Source organism: Janthinobacterium sp. PLB04, from assembly GCF_021165895.1.
GTDB lineage: Bacteria > Pseudomonadota > Gammaproteobacteria > Burkholderiales > Burkholderiaceae_D > Janthinobacterium > Janthinobacterium lividum.
Genome location: NZ_CP088968.1, coordinates 4,387,755 through 4,402,334, shown reverse-complemented (window position 1 = coordinate 4,402,334; position 14,580 = coordinate 4,387,755). Strand labels below are relative to the sequence as shown.

12 protein-coding genes are annotated in these 14,580 nt (G+C 67.4%); 9 read left to right on the top strand and 3 right to left on the bottom strand.

Translation table 11 applies throughout. The features are described 5' to 3' along the window. Position 1: 1 nt before the first annotated feature. From LSO07_RS19320 to LSO07_RS19290, 7 genes are all read left to right on the top strand, one after another. Positions 2-559 carry a hypothetical protein gene (locus LSO07_RS19320; RefSeq protein ID WP_099388187.1) on the top strand — a complete coding sequence of 186 codons (558 nt, stop codon included), beginning with the start codon at positions 2-4 and terminating at the stop codon, positions 557-559. Beyond that, a complete protein-coding gene (locus tag LSO07_RS19315) occupies positions 556-1,251 on the top strand; it encodes a peptidoglycan DD-metalloendopeptidase family protein (RefSeq protein ID WP_034783928.1) in 696 nt (231 codons plus the stop codon). Before LSO07_RS19320 ends, LSO07_RS19315 begins: the two co-directional genes overlap by 4 nt. After that, a complete protein-coding gene (locus LSO07_RS19310; protein ID WP_034783929.1) occupies positions 1,244-1,966 on the top strand; it encodes a glutamine amidotransferase in 723 nt (240 codons plus the stop codon). The genes LSO07_RS19315 and LSO07_RS19310 overlap by 8 nt, the downstream gene beginning before the upstream one ends. Next, positions 1,963-3,183, top strand: a complete 1,221-nt coding sequence (locus LSO07_RS19305) for a MalY/PatB family protein (protein WP_225317355.1) — start codon at positions 1,963-1,965, stop codon at positions 3,181-3,183. Before LSO07_RS19310 ends, LSO07_RS19305 begins: the two co-directional genes overlap by 4 nt. 36 nt (positions 3,184-3,219) lie before the next feature. Further along, entirely contained in the window at positions 3,220-3,828 is a 609-nt protein-coding gene (locus tag LSO07_RS19300) for a flavoprotein (protein ID WP_070257682.1), read from the top strand. A 23-nt stretch (positions 3,829-3,851) separates the two neighbouring features. Then, a complete protein-coding gene (locus LSO07_RS19295) occupies positions 3,852-4,544 on the top strand; it encodes a glutathione S-transferase family protein (protein WP_151096312.1) in 693 nt (230 codons plus the stop codon). Positions 4,545-4,610: 66 nt separating this feature from the next. After that, positions 4,611-5,738 (top strand): acyl-CoA dehydrogenase family protein, encoded by a 1,128-nt coding sequence (locus LSO07_RS19290; RefSeq protein WP_151096311.1) that lies wholly within the window; start codon positions 4,611-4,613, stop codon positions 5,736-5,738. A 203-nt stretch (positions 5,739-5,941) separates the two neighbouring features. Here the strand turns inward: LSO07_RS19290 and LSO07_RS19285 are convergent, their stop codons facing one another. The 3 genes from LSO07_RS19285 to LSO07_RS19275 all read right to left on the bottom strand — a co-directional run bounded on the left by LSO07_RS19285 (position 5,942) and on the right by LSO07_RS19275 (position 12,057). Further along, positions 5,942-6,829, bottom strand: a complete 888-nt coding sequence (locus LSO07_RS19285; RefSeq protein ID WP_034783934.1) for a LysR family transcriptional regulator — start codon at positions 6,827-6,829, stop codon at positions 5,942-5,944. A 232-nt stretch (positions 6,830-7,061) separates the two neighbouring features. Then, complete coding sequence (locus tag LSO07_RS19280; RefSeq protein ID WP_208672423.1) at positions 7,062-8,465, bottom strand: SLC13 family permease; 1,404 nt, start codon at positions 8,463-8,465, stop codon at positions 7,062-7,064. Positions 8,466-8,532: 67 nt separating this feature from the next. Next, positions 8,533-12,057: an indolepyruvate ferredoxin oxidoreductase family protein gene (locus tag LSO07_RS19275; RefSeq protein WP_151097779.1), complete on the bottom strand. Its 3,525-nt coding sequence runs from the start codon at positions 12,055-12,057 to the stop codon at positions 8,533-8,535. Positions 12,058-12,485: 428 nt separating this feature from the next. Here LSO07_RS19275 and gshA point away from each other — a divergent pair, with 428 nt between their 5' ends. Continuing rightward, positions 12,486-14,117, top strand: coding sequence for a glutamate--cysteine ligase (gshA, locus tag LSO07_RS19270; RefSeq protein WP_151096310.1), 1,632 nt, complete (start codon positions 12,486-12,488; stop codon positions 14,115-14,117). 35 nt (positions 14,118-14,152) lie between these two features. After that, complete coding sequence (gene gloA, locus LSO07_RS19265) at positions 14,153-14,548, top strand: lactoylglutathione lyase (protein ID WP_151096309.1); 396 nt, start codon at positions 14,153-14,155, stop codon at positions 14,546-14,548. Positions 14,549-14,580: the final 32 nt, after the last annotated feature.

The window sequence follows — 14,580 nt, the reverse complement described above, 5'->3', positions numbered from 1 at the left end:
GATGGCGCGCCTGGCATTCCTGCAAGCGCTTGGCGCGCTGGGCCTGCTAGCGGGCGCTGCGGCGCCGCTGGCCGCCAGCGCCGGTGAACCGGTGCGGCGCGTGCTGACGCCGATCGACTGGCCCGCGGCCAGCTTGGCGCGTGCCGGCGCGGCGCAGGCCGACGCGGTGCTGCGGCCGCTGCGCGCCACGGCGCCCGCCGGGCTGGCGCAGGTCAACATCCCGGTACTGCTGCTGCCGGCCGAAGGCGACTGGGGCGCGCCGCGTTTCCATGGCCAGGGCACGGCCTATGCGGCCCTGTATGCGCCGGCGGGCGCGAAGCTGGGGCTGTTCGGCAGCGCCACGCACCTCGTCGCACCAGGTGACCTGAAGCTCGAACATGCGGGCGGCGCCTTCGAATCGATAGGCGACGGCGCCGACTACAGCTTCACGCGCTTCGGCGCCGCCTACACGCTGCGCATGAGCTGCGACGAGCCGCTCAAGGACAAGCGCTGCACCGATCCGCAATATCTGACCGACACGGCGCGTGCGCTGCTGCTCGTGGCGGGAGAAAAACCATGATGAAGACTTTGCTACTGGCTGGCGTGCTCGGTGCGCTGGCGCTGCCGGCACTGGCCGGCAATGATGACCGTTTCCTGCCGCCCGGAGCACTGCTGCCCGGCAGCGGCAGCGGCGTGGCCAGCGCCGCCGTGCTGTACCCGGACATGCGCTTTCCCATCGAGAAGGGCGCGGCCTACGCCAGTTCGCATTTCTACGGCGTGGGCGGCCAGCGCGGCAAGGCAGGCGATTCCTGCGACGACGCCAACTATGCCTATCCGTGGCGCGACAATTTTTGCGAGCTGCGCAAGGACAATCTGCCGTTCTGCCTGTCCGGCGGACACCAGGGGCAAGACTTGCGCCCGGCCACCTGCCGCGCCAACTTTCACTGGGCCGTAGCGGCCGACGATGGCGTCATCGTGCAGATCGCGCGTTTCAGCGTCACCCTGCAGACGGCCGCCGGCACCTTGTACCGCTATGTGCACCTCAATACCAGCGACCTGGCCGTGCGCGAACTGCAGCCGGTGGCGCGCGGCGCGCGCATCGGCAGGATTTCGAACAACTGGATCGACAAGCTGCCGATCCACCTGCATTTCGACGTCAAGGACACCATCAAGGTGGGCCAGCAGACCCTGGTGACCTTCGTGCCGCCGTATGCCAGCCTGGTCGAGTCCTACATCCAGCGCAACAAGATACAAGGAGAGCAGCATGAGTGAAACGATGCAAGGCCGGCGCGGGCGCAAGCGGCCGATCCTGGCGATATTGCGCCAGGAGGCGTCGACGCCGGGCCGCGCCGGCAAGCTGCTGCGCGACAAGGGCTTTGAACTCGATATCCGCCGTCCCGTGTGCGGCGACCCGCTGCCCGACACCCTCGATGGCCACGCGGGCGTGATCTCGTTCGGCGGTCCGATGAGCGCGAACGACAGCGATGCCCACATCCGCCGCGAGATCGAGTGGCTGTCCGTGCCGCTGGCGGAAAACCGGCCGTATCTGGGCATCTGCCTGGGCGCGCAGATGCTGGCCAAGAATCTCGGCTGCAAGGTGACGGCGGCCGAGGGCGACGTCACGGAGATCGGCTGGTATCCGCTGAAGCCGACGGCCGAAGGCCAGCGCATCATGCCCAAGTGGCCGGACATGGTGTACCACTTCCACATGGAGGGTTTCGAGCTGCCCAAGGGCGCCATCCTGCTGGCCGAGGGCGACGCCTACCGCAACCAGGCCTTCCGCTACGGCGAGAAAGCCTGGGGCATCCAGTACCATCCCGAGCTGACCCTGGCCATGCAGCGCCGCTGGGCGGTGAAGGGCGCGCACCGCTTCCACTTGCCGAACGCGCAGCAGGGCGAACAGCACCTGCAGGGACGCGTGCTGCACGACAAGGCGCTGCGGGCTTGGTTCAACGGCTTCCTGAACCGCGTGTTTACCGAAGCATGAGCCGCCAGCTCGCTACCCTGCAGGACGGCCTGGCGCTGACCCTGGACCAGCTGCTGGCGCGCCAGAGTTTCAAGTGGCGCCAGTACCAGCCCGGCGTGCTTGCCGCCTGCGTGGCCGACATGGACCTGGGCACCGCGCCCGCCGTGCAGGCGGCGCTGGCGCAGGTGCTGCAGCGCGTCGATTTCACTTATCCCCTGCGCGACGGACGCAAGGCCGACCGCGCCGTGGCACACGCGTTCGCCGCGCGCATGCGCCGCCTGTACGGCTGGCAGGCCGAGGCCGACCAGGTGCTGGTCCTGCCCGACCTGGTGCAGGCGACGTTTGCCGCGGTGATGGCGTTTTCCGACCCGGGCGACGGCGTGATCGTGCAGGTGCCGCACTATGCGCCCTTCCGCGAAGCGGTCGAGGGCACGGGCCGGCGCCTGGTCGCGCTGGAAATGCGCACGGGTGCCGACGGCTTCCAGCTCGACCTGGAGAGCCTGGAGCAAGCCGTCGATGCCCGCACGCGCGTGCTGATCCTGTGCAATCCGCACAATCCGACGGGGCGCGTGCTGAGCCGCGCGGAGCTGGACGGCGTGCTGGCCTTTGCCGAGCGCCATGCATTGATCGTGGTGTCCGACGAAATCCATGCCGACCTGGTCTACCCGGGCGCGCGCCATCTGCCATTCGCTTCCCTGTCGCAGGCGGCGGCCGCGCGCACCGTCACCCTGAACTCGGCCACGAAGAGCTTCAATATCGCCGGACTGCGCTGCGCCGTCGCCCATTTCGGCACGCCGCAGCTGCAGCAGCGCTTCCATGCGCGCCTGCCGGCGCGCCTGACGGGCGCCGTCAACAACCTGGGCATCGACGCCACCGTGGCGGCCTGGAACGACGGGCAGCCCTGGCTCGACGCCGTGCTGGAGCACCTGCTGGCCATGCGCGACTACGCGGCGCAGATCCTGCGCCGCGAGTTGCCGGGCATCCGCTTCCACGTGCCGCAGGGGACGTATCTGCTGTGGCTCGATTGCGGCGCGCTGGAGCTGGACCAGCCGGCGGCGGATTTCTTCCTCCAGCATGCGCGCGTGGCGCTCAGCCCGGGCGAAGTCTTCGACGCGCGCGCCGCGCACTGCGCGCGCCTCAATTTCGCCACCTCGCAGCCGCTGCTGGCCGAGATCCTCGACCGCATGGTCATGGCGGTGCGCGCGCACCAGCGCCGCCGTCCGCCTGCACCCCATTAACCCGGCACAGCCGTGCCATCACCTGGACACAACACCATGGAAACGCCCATCAACAAACACAAGCCGCGCATCCTCATCGGCGTCACGGGATCGCTCGATTCGACCCTGCTGCCGAACTACCTGCGCATCATCAAGGACCACCTCGATTGCGAGCTGAGCGTGCTGATGACGCCGAATGCCACCAACTTCCTCAAGCCGGAATCGATCGCGCTGTACGTCGACCGCGTCATCAGCGGCGAGCGGCCGCAGGATTGGCCGACCGACAAGCCGGGCCGCCTGGCCGCCGAGCACGACCTGCTGCTGGTACTGCCCGCCACCGCGAATACGCTGGCGGCCGTGGCAAACGGCTTTTCCGGCAACCGCCTGACCACCGTGATCCTGGCCGCCACCTTTCCCGTGCTGCTGTTCCCCGTGATGGGCGGGCCGATGCTGGCCAAGCCGGCCGTGCAGCGTAACCTGGCGCAGCTGCGCGAGGACGGCTACATCATCATCGACCCCGTCTGGCGCGACCATTTCGATCCGCTGCTCGAGCGCATGCACGGCCACCACTCGCTGCCGAGTCCCGAGCAGGTGCTGGCGCTGCTGCGCGAACGCTTCCCCGCCAGCGGCGTGCAGCGCCTGGCGCTGACCGGCGCCGCGGCCTGACCTTCACAACCAGAGAGAACCGCATGTCCATCATCCTGTACAGCCTGTGCGCCGCCGACCGGCGCCGTCATTATTCGCCCCATGTATGGAAGATCATCATGGCACTCAAGCACAAGGAACTGCAGGCCGAGGTGCGGCCCGTCTCCTTCGCGGAAATCGCCGGCATCGAGGACGGCAGCTATAAAAGCGTGCCGGTGCTGAACGACAACGGCCACATCGAGGGCGACAGCTTCGAAATCGCCGTGCACCTGGAGCGCGCCTATCCGGACCGGCCCAGCCTGTTTGGCGGCCCGGGCGGCCAGGCCATGGCCCGTTTCGTCGAAAGCTTCAGCCAGACGGTCATCCATCCGCCCGTCTCGGCCATCGCCGCCATGGACATGCATGCGCTGATGTCGCCGGCGGACCAGGCGTATTTCCGCGCGGCGCGCGAGAAACGCTTCGGCAAGACCCTGGAAGAGGCCTCGGCCACCCGCCACATCGAGCTGGCGGCCCTGCCGGAAAAATTCGCGCCGCTGCGCAGCGTGCTGGCCAAGCAGCCCTGGCTGGGCGGCGCGCAGCCCCTGTTTGCCGACTACATCCTGTTCGGCGTGCTGCAATGGGCGCGCATCACCGTGCCGTATCCCTTGCTGCAGGCCGACGATCCCGTCAGTACCTGGTTCGAGCGCTGCCTCGACCTGCACGGCGCCATCGGGCGCTCCGTCGTCCTGTCGGACTGACGGCCGGCGTACCTGCCAGGGCCGCCCGCGCGGCCCTTTTTCTTTCATTGACCAACAAGGCTAACCATGATGTTTACACCGCAACAGGGCGAGATACGCCAGCGCTATGCCGGCATCGGCAGCGACATTGCCGCCGGCGCCGCCGCGCGCGCCGAAGGTTTCGATTTTGACGGCTGGCAGCGCCTGCGCGATGCCGGTCTGTGGCGCATGATCGTGCCCGGCAGCGATCACGCGACGGGCGACTGGTGGAGTTTTACCGCCGCCCTCGACGGCCTGTCGTCCACCATCGGCGCGCCGGAGCTGCTGCTGTCGGTCATCGCCCAGGCCGGCATGGTGCGGGGCCTGGAGCGGCACGGCACGGAAGGGCAGCGCGACCGCTATTTCGGCGCCATCCTGCGCGGCGACGTCAGCGCCACCGGTATCGCCGAGCCGGGCACGGGCACGGACGTGCGCAGCATCCAGAGCACCTTGCGCGCCACGGCCGACGGCTACGTGCTCAATGGCGGCAAGTACAATATCGCCCACGCGCCCATCATGGATTTCGCCCTGATCGTCTGCCGCCTGGCGGACAAGGACGAGCACAATATCGCGCTGGCGCTGGTCGACCGCGGCACGCCCGGCCTGCGCGCCGGCCTGCTGGACGACAAGCTGGGCAACCGCAACCTGCCCACCGGCGCCCTGCATTTCGAGGATGTGGCCGTGCGCCCGTCGCAACTGCTGGGCGCACCCGGTCGCGGTCTGGCCACGCTGATCGACACCATTTCGCTGGGACGCCTGTATTACGGCCTGGCGGCGGCCAACCTGATCGCGCCCTACCTGGACGAGGCGATGCGCTACGCGGCCAGCCGCAGCAGCTTCAATAGCAGCATCGACAACCACCAGTACGTGCAGCGGCGCCTGGTCGATATCCGCATCGGCATGGAACGTTCGCGATGGCTGGCGTTTGGCGCGCTGTCGCAGTTGCTGGCAGGCCAGCGGGAAGGGTTGATGAGCTGTTCCATCGCCAAGCTGGTGGGATCCGAAGACCTGATCAACAGCGCTACCAGCCTCGTCAAGCTGTACGGCAGTCTTGGCTATCACAACGGCCGCGTGGCCGAGCTCATGAAAAACGCCCTGGCTTTCGCCAGCGTGGGCGGCACCGAAGAAATGCACCGCAAAAATATCTTCAATCAGATGCAGCGCCTGGTTAAGTAACCCCCAATAAATTATTGTGATTTCTGACTTCCATAACCGGCGCTCTGCAGCGTTGCTCGCTGCTAGCAGTGCTCGCACTGCGTCGCAGTGAGCGCCTTGCATAGCATCCGGTTCTGTTCGTCATAAATTCACACTAATTTCCCGAGGATTACTTAGCTAGGTTTCCCGGGCTGGCTGTGGCACTCGCACGGTATATTGGCGGTTCAGGCCGCCAATATGCCCGATTCGCTCAGCGCATCATTGATCGCCTCGAACATCGGCTCTCTGGCGCGCGAGGCCAGGTGCGCGAACAGATTGCGCACGGACGACTGTGCCACGCACAGGATGTCGATTTCACCGAGGCGCTGCGCTTCCAGCGCCGTGTCGCCATGCAGCAGGCCGACGCCGAGGCGCTCGGCCAGCATCGAGCGGGTGACGCTTTCGCGGTCGATGCTGATGATGCGGCGCGGACGGAAATTGCGCGTCTTGAACAGGTGCTCGGCGGCCCCGCCGCAGCACAGGCTCGATGGCGCGAAGATCCACGGCAGCTCTGCCAGCGCGTTCCAGTCGAGTGGCTGGGTGGTGTCGAGCATGCCGGCAGGCGCCGCCACGTAGACGGGGAAGCACGCCACTTCGATCGTCATCAGGTCATCGTCGGGCGAGCGCGCCTCGTTGTAGAAACCCGCGTCGAGCGTGCCGCTGCGGATGCCGTTCAGGGTGCCGGTGGAACTGCCGTGCTCCAGCGAGACCTCGACTTCCGGATGGTGCTCGGAAAAGCGCCGCACCAGCCGGCCAATGGCTTCGTTGTTGGACTGGCCGCCGACGCCGATGCGCAGCTTGCCGGCCAGGCGGCCCTTGATGTGGTTGGCTTCGTCGAGCAGTTCGCGATGGATGTTGAGCGTGCGTTCGGCCTTGGCCAGGATGCGCTGGCCGCTGCTGGTCAGGCTCATGCCGCGCGCCGTGCGTTCAAACAGGGTCAGGCCGAGATAATCCTCCATCGCCTTGACATGGGCACTGACTGCGGGCTGGCTCAGGAAGAGCCGTTCGGATGCGCGCGTAATGCTGCCCTCGCGCGCCACCGTGGCGAAGGTTTTCAGGTGATGGATTTCCATGAGGGGCGGGTCCACTAAGTTAAAATATGGGTGAAATTTCAGATATTCTTATTTGTTTTTCAACTATGCATTATATGTGATTTCATTAAGAAAACCGCATTAACAATGCCTGCAAGATGGGTAATTATTTGTGACTTTTCCCTTCTCCCTGTCACTGGCGCGACGCGCGTCAGCCCTTGAAATGGCGTAAATTGTTACTTTTCGTGAGAAAGTTCTTGCCCGCGGGCCAGCGCTACAGCAGGCCGACCACGTGCCACCATACGAAGTCCAGCGGCGTGAGTATCAGCAGGCTGAGGATGAACAGGCTCAGGCACAGGCGGGTGACGGCCGCCACCGGCAGGCTGGCCGCCTGCATGGCGAAAATCAGGGGCGGCGCCTGGTAGGGCAGGCAGACATTGGAAAATGCCAGCACTTGGGTCATCAGCACCGTCATCAGCGGCAGGCCCGTGACGGCCGCCAGGTCCTGCGCCAGCGGCGTCATCGTCGCCGGCACGCCCGCCAGGTTGGTCACCAGCGACACCACCGTCGAGATCACCGTCAGCACGGCGGCGTTCCACAGCGGCGTGTCGGTGGCAAAGCGTGCATGCCGGCTCAGGCCGTGCACCACGGCTTCGCCCAGGCCGCTTTCCGAAATCACCGCGCCCAGGCCCATCACGCCGGCCACGAACAGCAGCGAGCCGTAGTTGATTTCCTGGTTCAGGCATTTTTTCGACGTCAGGTCGGCGGCCGGCCACAGGCAGACCAGGGCGGCGGCCAGGCCGACCCAGGCCGGCGACACATGATGCAGACCGTCCGTCATCCACAGGGCCAGGCAGCCTCCCAGCACCACGGCCAGTCCCGTCTCCTGCGCCGACATGGGACCTTGCCGCTGCGCCGGCGCGGCCGCGCGCACGGGATCGGCGGCGGGAAACATCCACAGGATCAGCAGCACCAGCAGGACGGATTTGAGGATGCCCAGCACGGGAAAATGCAGCAGCAGGTAGTCGACATACGCGATCTGCACGCCATATAGATTGTCCGCCATGCCGGACAGGATCATGTTCGGCGCGTTCGACGGCAGGATGGCGAAGGTCGGCAGGAAGCTGGAAAAGCTGGCCGCCATCAGCATGCCCGTGCGGCCGTTATGGCCCGCGCCATAGCCGATATGCTCGGCCACGGCCATGGTGATGGGAATGAGCAGGACCACGCGGCCCATGCCTGAAGGCATGACGAAGGCCAGCGCCACGCTGAACAGCACGATGCCGGCGATGACGCCCGCGTAGCGCCGCCCCAGCATGCGCGACAGGATGGCCGCCGCGCGCTTGCCCAGGCCCGTGTGGCCGATCGCCGCCCCCATCACGGCGCCGCTGAACAGCAGCCAGAAGGTGGTCGACTGCAGGCCGGAGAACACGGTTTGCGCGGGCGCCATATTGCACAGCATCGCCACCAGGAAGAAGGCCAGGGCCGGCCAGTATTCGGGCACCAGGGCCGTGGCCCACATGCTGATGCAAAAGACCAGCAGCGCCACCACGCCGGCCATGGAGGCCGGCAGGTAGAGCGCGGCCGCCAGGCCGCTGGCAAGCGTCAGCGCGGCGATGGCGGCCAGCGCGCGCAGGCGCGCAACGGGCAGGGGAAGGGCGAGGGACAAGGACTTCAAGGCTGGGCTCCTGGGCGCGCCGGCGCGGCAAGGCGCCGCGCCGTGTGGTGGTCAATGAAAAGCATGTTTACTGGTAGCGCCGGATGGCGATGGTGCGGAAAGGCTGCTGGGCGTGTGGCGCGGCTGGGGCAGCGGCAGCGGCCGGCTGTTCCAGCCTGGCCAGCAGCGCCTGCGCGCGCAGTTCGGCGGCATCGATGCTGGCCAGTTTTACGTGGCCGTAGCCGCGGATGGCCTGCGGCAGTTCGGCCAGCGCCACGATGGAAGCGAGGTTCCCGGCGCTCAGGCGCGGCAGCAGGGCGTCGAGGCGTGCCGTGTAGTCGGTGATCAGCTGGCGCTCGCGGCGCCGTTCGGCGCTGTAGCCAAACACGTCGAACCGCGTGCCGCGCAGCCCCCTGGCCCTGGCCAGCAGCGCCAGCAGTCTGCCCATCCAGGGGCCGAAGGCGCGCTTGCGCTTGCCCAGCAGCGGCGGCGCCATGTGGAAGGTGAGCGTCACGTCGCCCTCGAACTGCTGCTGCAGCTCGCGCTGGAACTGGCCGTCCGAGAACAGCCGCGCCACCTCGTATTCATCCTTGTAGGCCAGCAGCTTGCTGTAGCCGCGCGCCACGGCCAGGGTCAGCACGGGCGGCGCATCGGCGCCGAAGACGGCGCTTTCGTGCTCGCGCACGCGCGCGACAAACGCCTGGAAGCGTTCCGCCAGCGCCGCGTTCTGGTAGCGCGCCAGCATGGCGCTGCGCTGCTCCACCAGCGCGCCCAGGCTGGCGTCTTCCGCCACCGGACCCGCGGCCACGCCTTGCAGCAGGGGCGCGCCGCAGGCGGCCAGGCGGCCGGCGGCAAAGGCCGCCTTGTTGGCGTCGACGGCCACGCCATTCAATTCGATGGCCCGTTCCAGCGCCGCCAGGCCGACGGGGATCAGGCCGCGCTGCCACGCAAAGCCCATCAGCAGTATATTGGCCATGATGGTGTCGCCCATCAGCTGGCGCGCCAGCACCTGGCCGTTGCACTCGGCGATGTGTTCCACGCTGACGGCGTGGCGCAGCTTGTCCATCAGGGCGCCCGCGTGCTGCGGCGCATCCGGATCGCGCACCATGGCGGCGGTGGGGAACTGGTGCGTGTTGGCGACCACGCGCGTGTGGCCGTGGCGCAGGGTCTGCAGCGCGTCGGCGCTGGCGCCGACCACCATGTCGCAGGCCAGCATGGCATCGGTCTGGCCGATGTCGATGCGCGCCTGGTGCAGATCCTGGCCGGCCAGGGCCAGGCGCACGAAGGACAGCACGGCGCCGCCCTTTTGCGCAAAGCCCATGAAGTCGAGCACCGAGGCTTGCTTGCCCTCCAGGTGCGCGGCCATGGAAACGAGCGCACCCACCGTCACCACGCCCGTGCCGCCCACCCCCGTCACCAGCAGGTTGAACGGGCCGTGCCAGGCATGCGGCGCGGGCAGGGGCAGGGCTGCCGCGGCGCGGCGCAGGGCTTGCGGATCGATGGCGGCGTCGGCTGCCTTGCGCAAGGCGCCGCCGCGCACGGAGACGAAGCTGGGGCAAAAGCCGTTGGCGCAGGAATAATCCTTGTTGCAGGACGACTGGTCGATGGCGCGCTTGCGGCCGTAGCCCGTTTCCAGGGGCACGATGGACAGGCAGTTCGACTGGACACCGCAATCGCCGCATCCCTCGCACACGGCGCTGTTGATGACCATGCGGCGCGGCGGATCGGGCAATTCCTTTTTCTTGCGGCGCCGGCGCAGCTCGGCCGCGCAAGTCTGGTCGTAAATCAGCACGGTGACGCCCCTCACCTCGCGCAGGCGGCGCTGCACCTGGTCGAGCTCTTCGCGTCCGTGGAAGGTGGCGGGCGGCGGGAAGCGGCCGTGCAGGCCCGCGTATTTTTCCGGCGCGTCGCTGACCACGGCAATCGCCTTGGCGCCCTCGGCATGCACTTGCCAGGCGATGGCGTCGACCGTCAGGCTGCCGTCGATGGGCTGGCCGCCCGTCATGGCCACGGCGTCGTTGTATAAAATCTTGTAGGTGATATTGGCGCGCCCGGCGATGGCCTGGCGGATGGCCAGGAAGCCCGAGTGGAAATACGTGCCGTCGCCCAGGTTCTGGAACACGTGCGGGGTGGTGCTGAACATCGAGTGCGCCACCCAGTCGACGCCTTCGCCGCCCATCTGTATCAGCCCGGTGGTGTCGCGCTCCATCCACGAGGCCATGAAATGGCAGCCGATGCCGGCTTGCGCGCGCGAACCCTGCGGCACCTTGGTCGAGCTGTTGTGCGGGCAGCCGGAACAAAAATAAGGCTGGCGCCGCACGCCGTCGGCCGCATTGGCCAGCAGCGCGGGGGGCGCGAAGCCGGGCAGCAGGGCGCGGCGGTCGAGCGCCGGCTTGTGCCGCGCCAGCCAGGCCGCCAGCACGCCGGCGATGCGCGACGGGCGCAGTTCGCCCTGCGCCGGCAGCAGCGGCGCGCCGCCGGCATCGAGCTTGCCCAGCACCAGCGGGCGGGCGCTGTCCGGCAAGTTGTAGAACAGGGTGCGGATCTGCTGCTCCACCAGCGGCCCCTTTTCCTCGATGACGAGGATTTCCCGCAAGCCCGCCTTGAACTGCGCCAGGCGGTCGGCTTCCAGCGGAAAACTCAGGCCCACCTTGTACAGGCGCACGCCGGCGCGTTCCAGCACATCGAGACTGAGGCCCAGGCGCCGCAGCACTTCGAGCACGTCGAGATGCGCCTTGCCGCAGGTGACGATGCCGATATCGGCTTGCGGGCTGGGACACAGCAGGCGATCGATGCTGTTGGCGCGCGCGAACGCGTGCACGGCGGCCAGCTTGTGCGCGTGGCGCGTCTCGATGGGCAGGCCGGGCAGGTCGGGCCAGCGGTAATGCAGGCCGCTGGCAGGCACCGTGTAGTCGGCCGGCTGCTCGAAGCGCGTGCACAGGCCGTCCAGGTCGACCGTGGCGCCGCTTTCCACCGTTTCGGAAATGGCCTTGAAGCCCACCCACATGCCGGAAAAGCGCGACAGCGCCCAGCCGTACAGGCCAAATTCCAGGTATTCGGCGATGCTGGCCGGATTGACGATGGGCATGCTCCACGCCTGCATGGCGAAATCGCTCTGGTGCGGCATCGATGACGAGACGCAGCCGTGGTCGTCGCCGGCCACCACCAGCACGCCGCCGTGCGGCGAGGAACCGTACACATTGCCATGCTTGAGCGCATCGCCGGCCCGGTCGACGCCCGGTCCCTTGCCGTACCAGAGGGCGAACACGCCATGTGCCGTGCGCTGGGGATCGGTCTCGACCTGCTGGCTGCCCAGCACGGCGGTGGCTGCAAGCTCTTCGTTAATGGCGGGCAGGAAACGGATCTGCTGCGCTTCCAGCACGCCGCGCGCGCGCCACAGCGCCTGGTCGTAGCCGCCCAGCGGCGAGCCCCGGTAGCCGCTGATGAAGCCGGCCGTGTTCAGGCCGCGCTCGCGGTCGAGCCAGCGCTGCATCAGCGGCAGGCGCACCAGTGCCTGGGTGCCGGTCAGGAAGACGCTGCCGCCGCGTGCCAGCAAGTTGTCCTCCAGCGCATAAGTGCTCAGGCGTACAACGCCCGGGTCGTCCGCGACCATCTTGTCCATCACTTCCACCTGTGTTCTCCCATCGCCTTGTCGGCTTCCTTGTTGGCTTGCATGCCGCATGCACGCATGCATGTGTCTTGAGCACGCTGCCGTGTCGGCGCGCCGGATACGGAAGAGGGGCGCGCCGGCGCTGCGATGCCGGCGCAACCAAACTTTTCCGTCTATTGATATTCGTTTATCAAGATAAGGGGCCGCGCGGGACGGCGCAATTCGCAAATGCTGAGTGCAGCACTCAATAACACTGATGCGAACGCCGGTGCCGGGCGCAGGCCTCGGAAATCCGGGTGCCTGGCCCCTGGCATCAGTGTTTCTGATCCCCGCACTCAGGATTTGCGAGTTGTGTGGTGCGGGGCTTGGGGCTTATCGTCGGCGTCGAGATGGAAAGCCGAACGATGTTTTTTTGTAAAGGCAGCACAGCTATGAGTTCATTATTGACGCGCCGCATGGCGCTGCTGGCAGGCGCGGACGGACATGCGCTGCTGGCCCAGGGATTGCGCGGCATCGAGCGCGAAGCGCTGCGCGTGGACGGCCGCGGCCACCTGGCCGCCACGGCGCATCCGCTGGCGCTGGGCGCGGCCCTGACCCATCCCACCATCACGACCGACTATGCGGAGGCGCTGATCGAGCTGATCACGCCGCCCGAGCAGGATACGGCCGCCATGCTGGACGGCTACGACGCCTTGCACCGTTTCGTCTTCAGCGGACTGGGCGACGAAATGCTGTGGAGCCACTCGATGCCGTGCCGTCTGCCCGCCGACCCCGACATTCCGATCGCCTGGTACGGCAATTCGCACATCGGCATGCTCAAGCATGTCTACCGGCGCGGCCTGGCGCTGCGCTATGGCAAAAGCATGCAGTGCATCGCCGGCATCCACTACAACTACTCGCTGCCGCCCGCATTGTGGGAGCGCCTGCGCGCGGACGAGGGCGATGGCCGCACGGCGATGCAGTTTCAGTCGGAAAGCTATGTCGGGCTGATCCGCAACTTCCGCCGCTATGGCTGGCTGCTGATGTATCTGTTCGGCGCCGCGCCAGCCCTGTCGGCGCATTTCCCTGGGCGCGGCGACTTCCCGCTGGAGCAGCTGTCGGCCGATACCCTGTACCTGCCGTACGCCACCAGCCTGCGCATGAGCGACATGGGCTATCAGAACGATGCCCAGGCCGGTCTGACCCCCGACTACAACACGCTCGACAGCTATATCACCAGCCTGGCGGCGGCGATGAACCATCCGTACCTGCCGTATGTCGAGCTGGGCACGCGGCGCGAGGGGCAGTGGGTGCAGATCAATACCAACCGCCTGCAGATCGAGAACGAGTACTACTCGGCGATCCGCCCCAAGCGCGTGGCGCACAGCGGCGAGCGCCCCTTGCATGCGCTGGCCCAGCGCGGCGTGCAATACGTGGAGGTGCGCTGCCTCGATGTCGACCCGTTCGAGCCGCTGGGCATCGGCGCGCCAGCCTGCCATTTCCTCGACGCCTTTCTGCTGTTTTGCGCGCTGCAGGACAGCCCGCTCACCGGCCATGCGGAAAGCCGCGAGAACACCGAGAATTTCGCCCGCACCGTCAAGGAAGGGCGCCGTCCGGGACTGCTGCTGGAGCGCCACGGCGAACAGCTCAGCCTGCAGGCGTGGGCTGGCGAGCTGCTCGATCGCATTGCCCCCATGGCCGCGCTGCTGGACCAGGCGCGCGGCGGCGACGATTGCGCCACGGCGCTGGCGGCGCAGCGCGCCAAGCTGGCGGACGTGACGCTGACGCCTTCGGCGCGCGTGCTGGCGGCGATCCGCGAAGAGCAAGGCAGTTTCGACGCCTTCGCCCTGCGCCAGAGCGCGGCGCACGCGGCGTATTTTCGCGGCCGACCCCTGGCGCCTGCGGCGCTGGCGCGCTTCACGGCGCAGGCCGATGCCTCGCTGGCCGAGCAGGAGCGCGTGGAACGCGCCGACAGCGGCGATTTCGGCCAGTTCGTCCAGCGCTACCAGGCGGGCGCCCGCTACCTGCCGGTGCCGGACGAACCGGCCATGGAAACCGTCTTGCCACAGCAGCGCGTAGCCTGAAGTCCTTGTCCCAACCTGATCCGAGCCATCACACCATGCGCATACTTCATTGCATGCTGCGCGTCGCCGACCTCGACGCCGCGCTGCATTTCTACCGCGACGCCCTGGGCATGACCCTGCAGCGGCGCCACGACTATCCGGATGCGCGCTTTACGCGCGCCATTGTCGCCTATGGCGAAGCGCCGGTGCACGCCGCCATCGAACTGACGCATAACTGGGACCGGCAAGCGTATACCCATGGCGACGCCTACGGCTACCTGGCCCTGGCGGTCGACGATGCGGCCAGCGTCTGCGCCAGGGTGCGCGCGCATGGCGGCACGGTCACGCGCGAGGCGGGGCCGATGAAACACGGCAGCAATGTCATCGCCTTCGTGCAGGACCCCGACGGCTACCGCATCGAGCTGATCGAAGCGAGCGCGCACTATGACTGATACATCGACTTAACAACGACTGACACGGCATG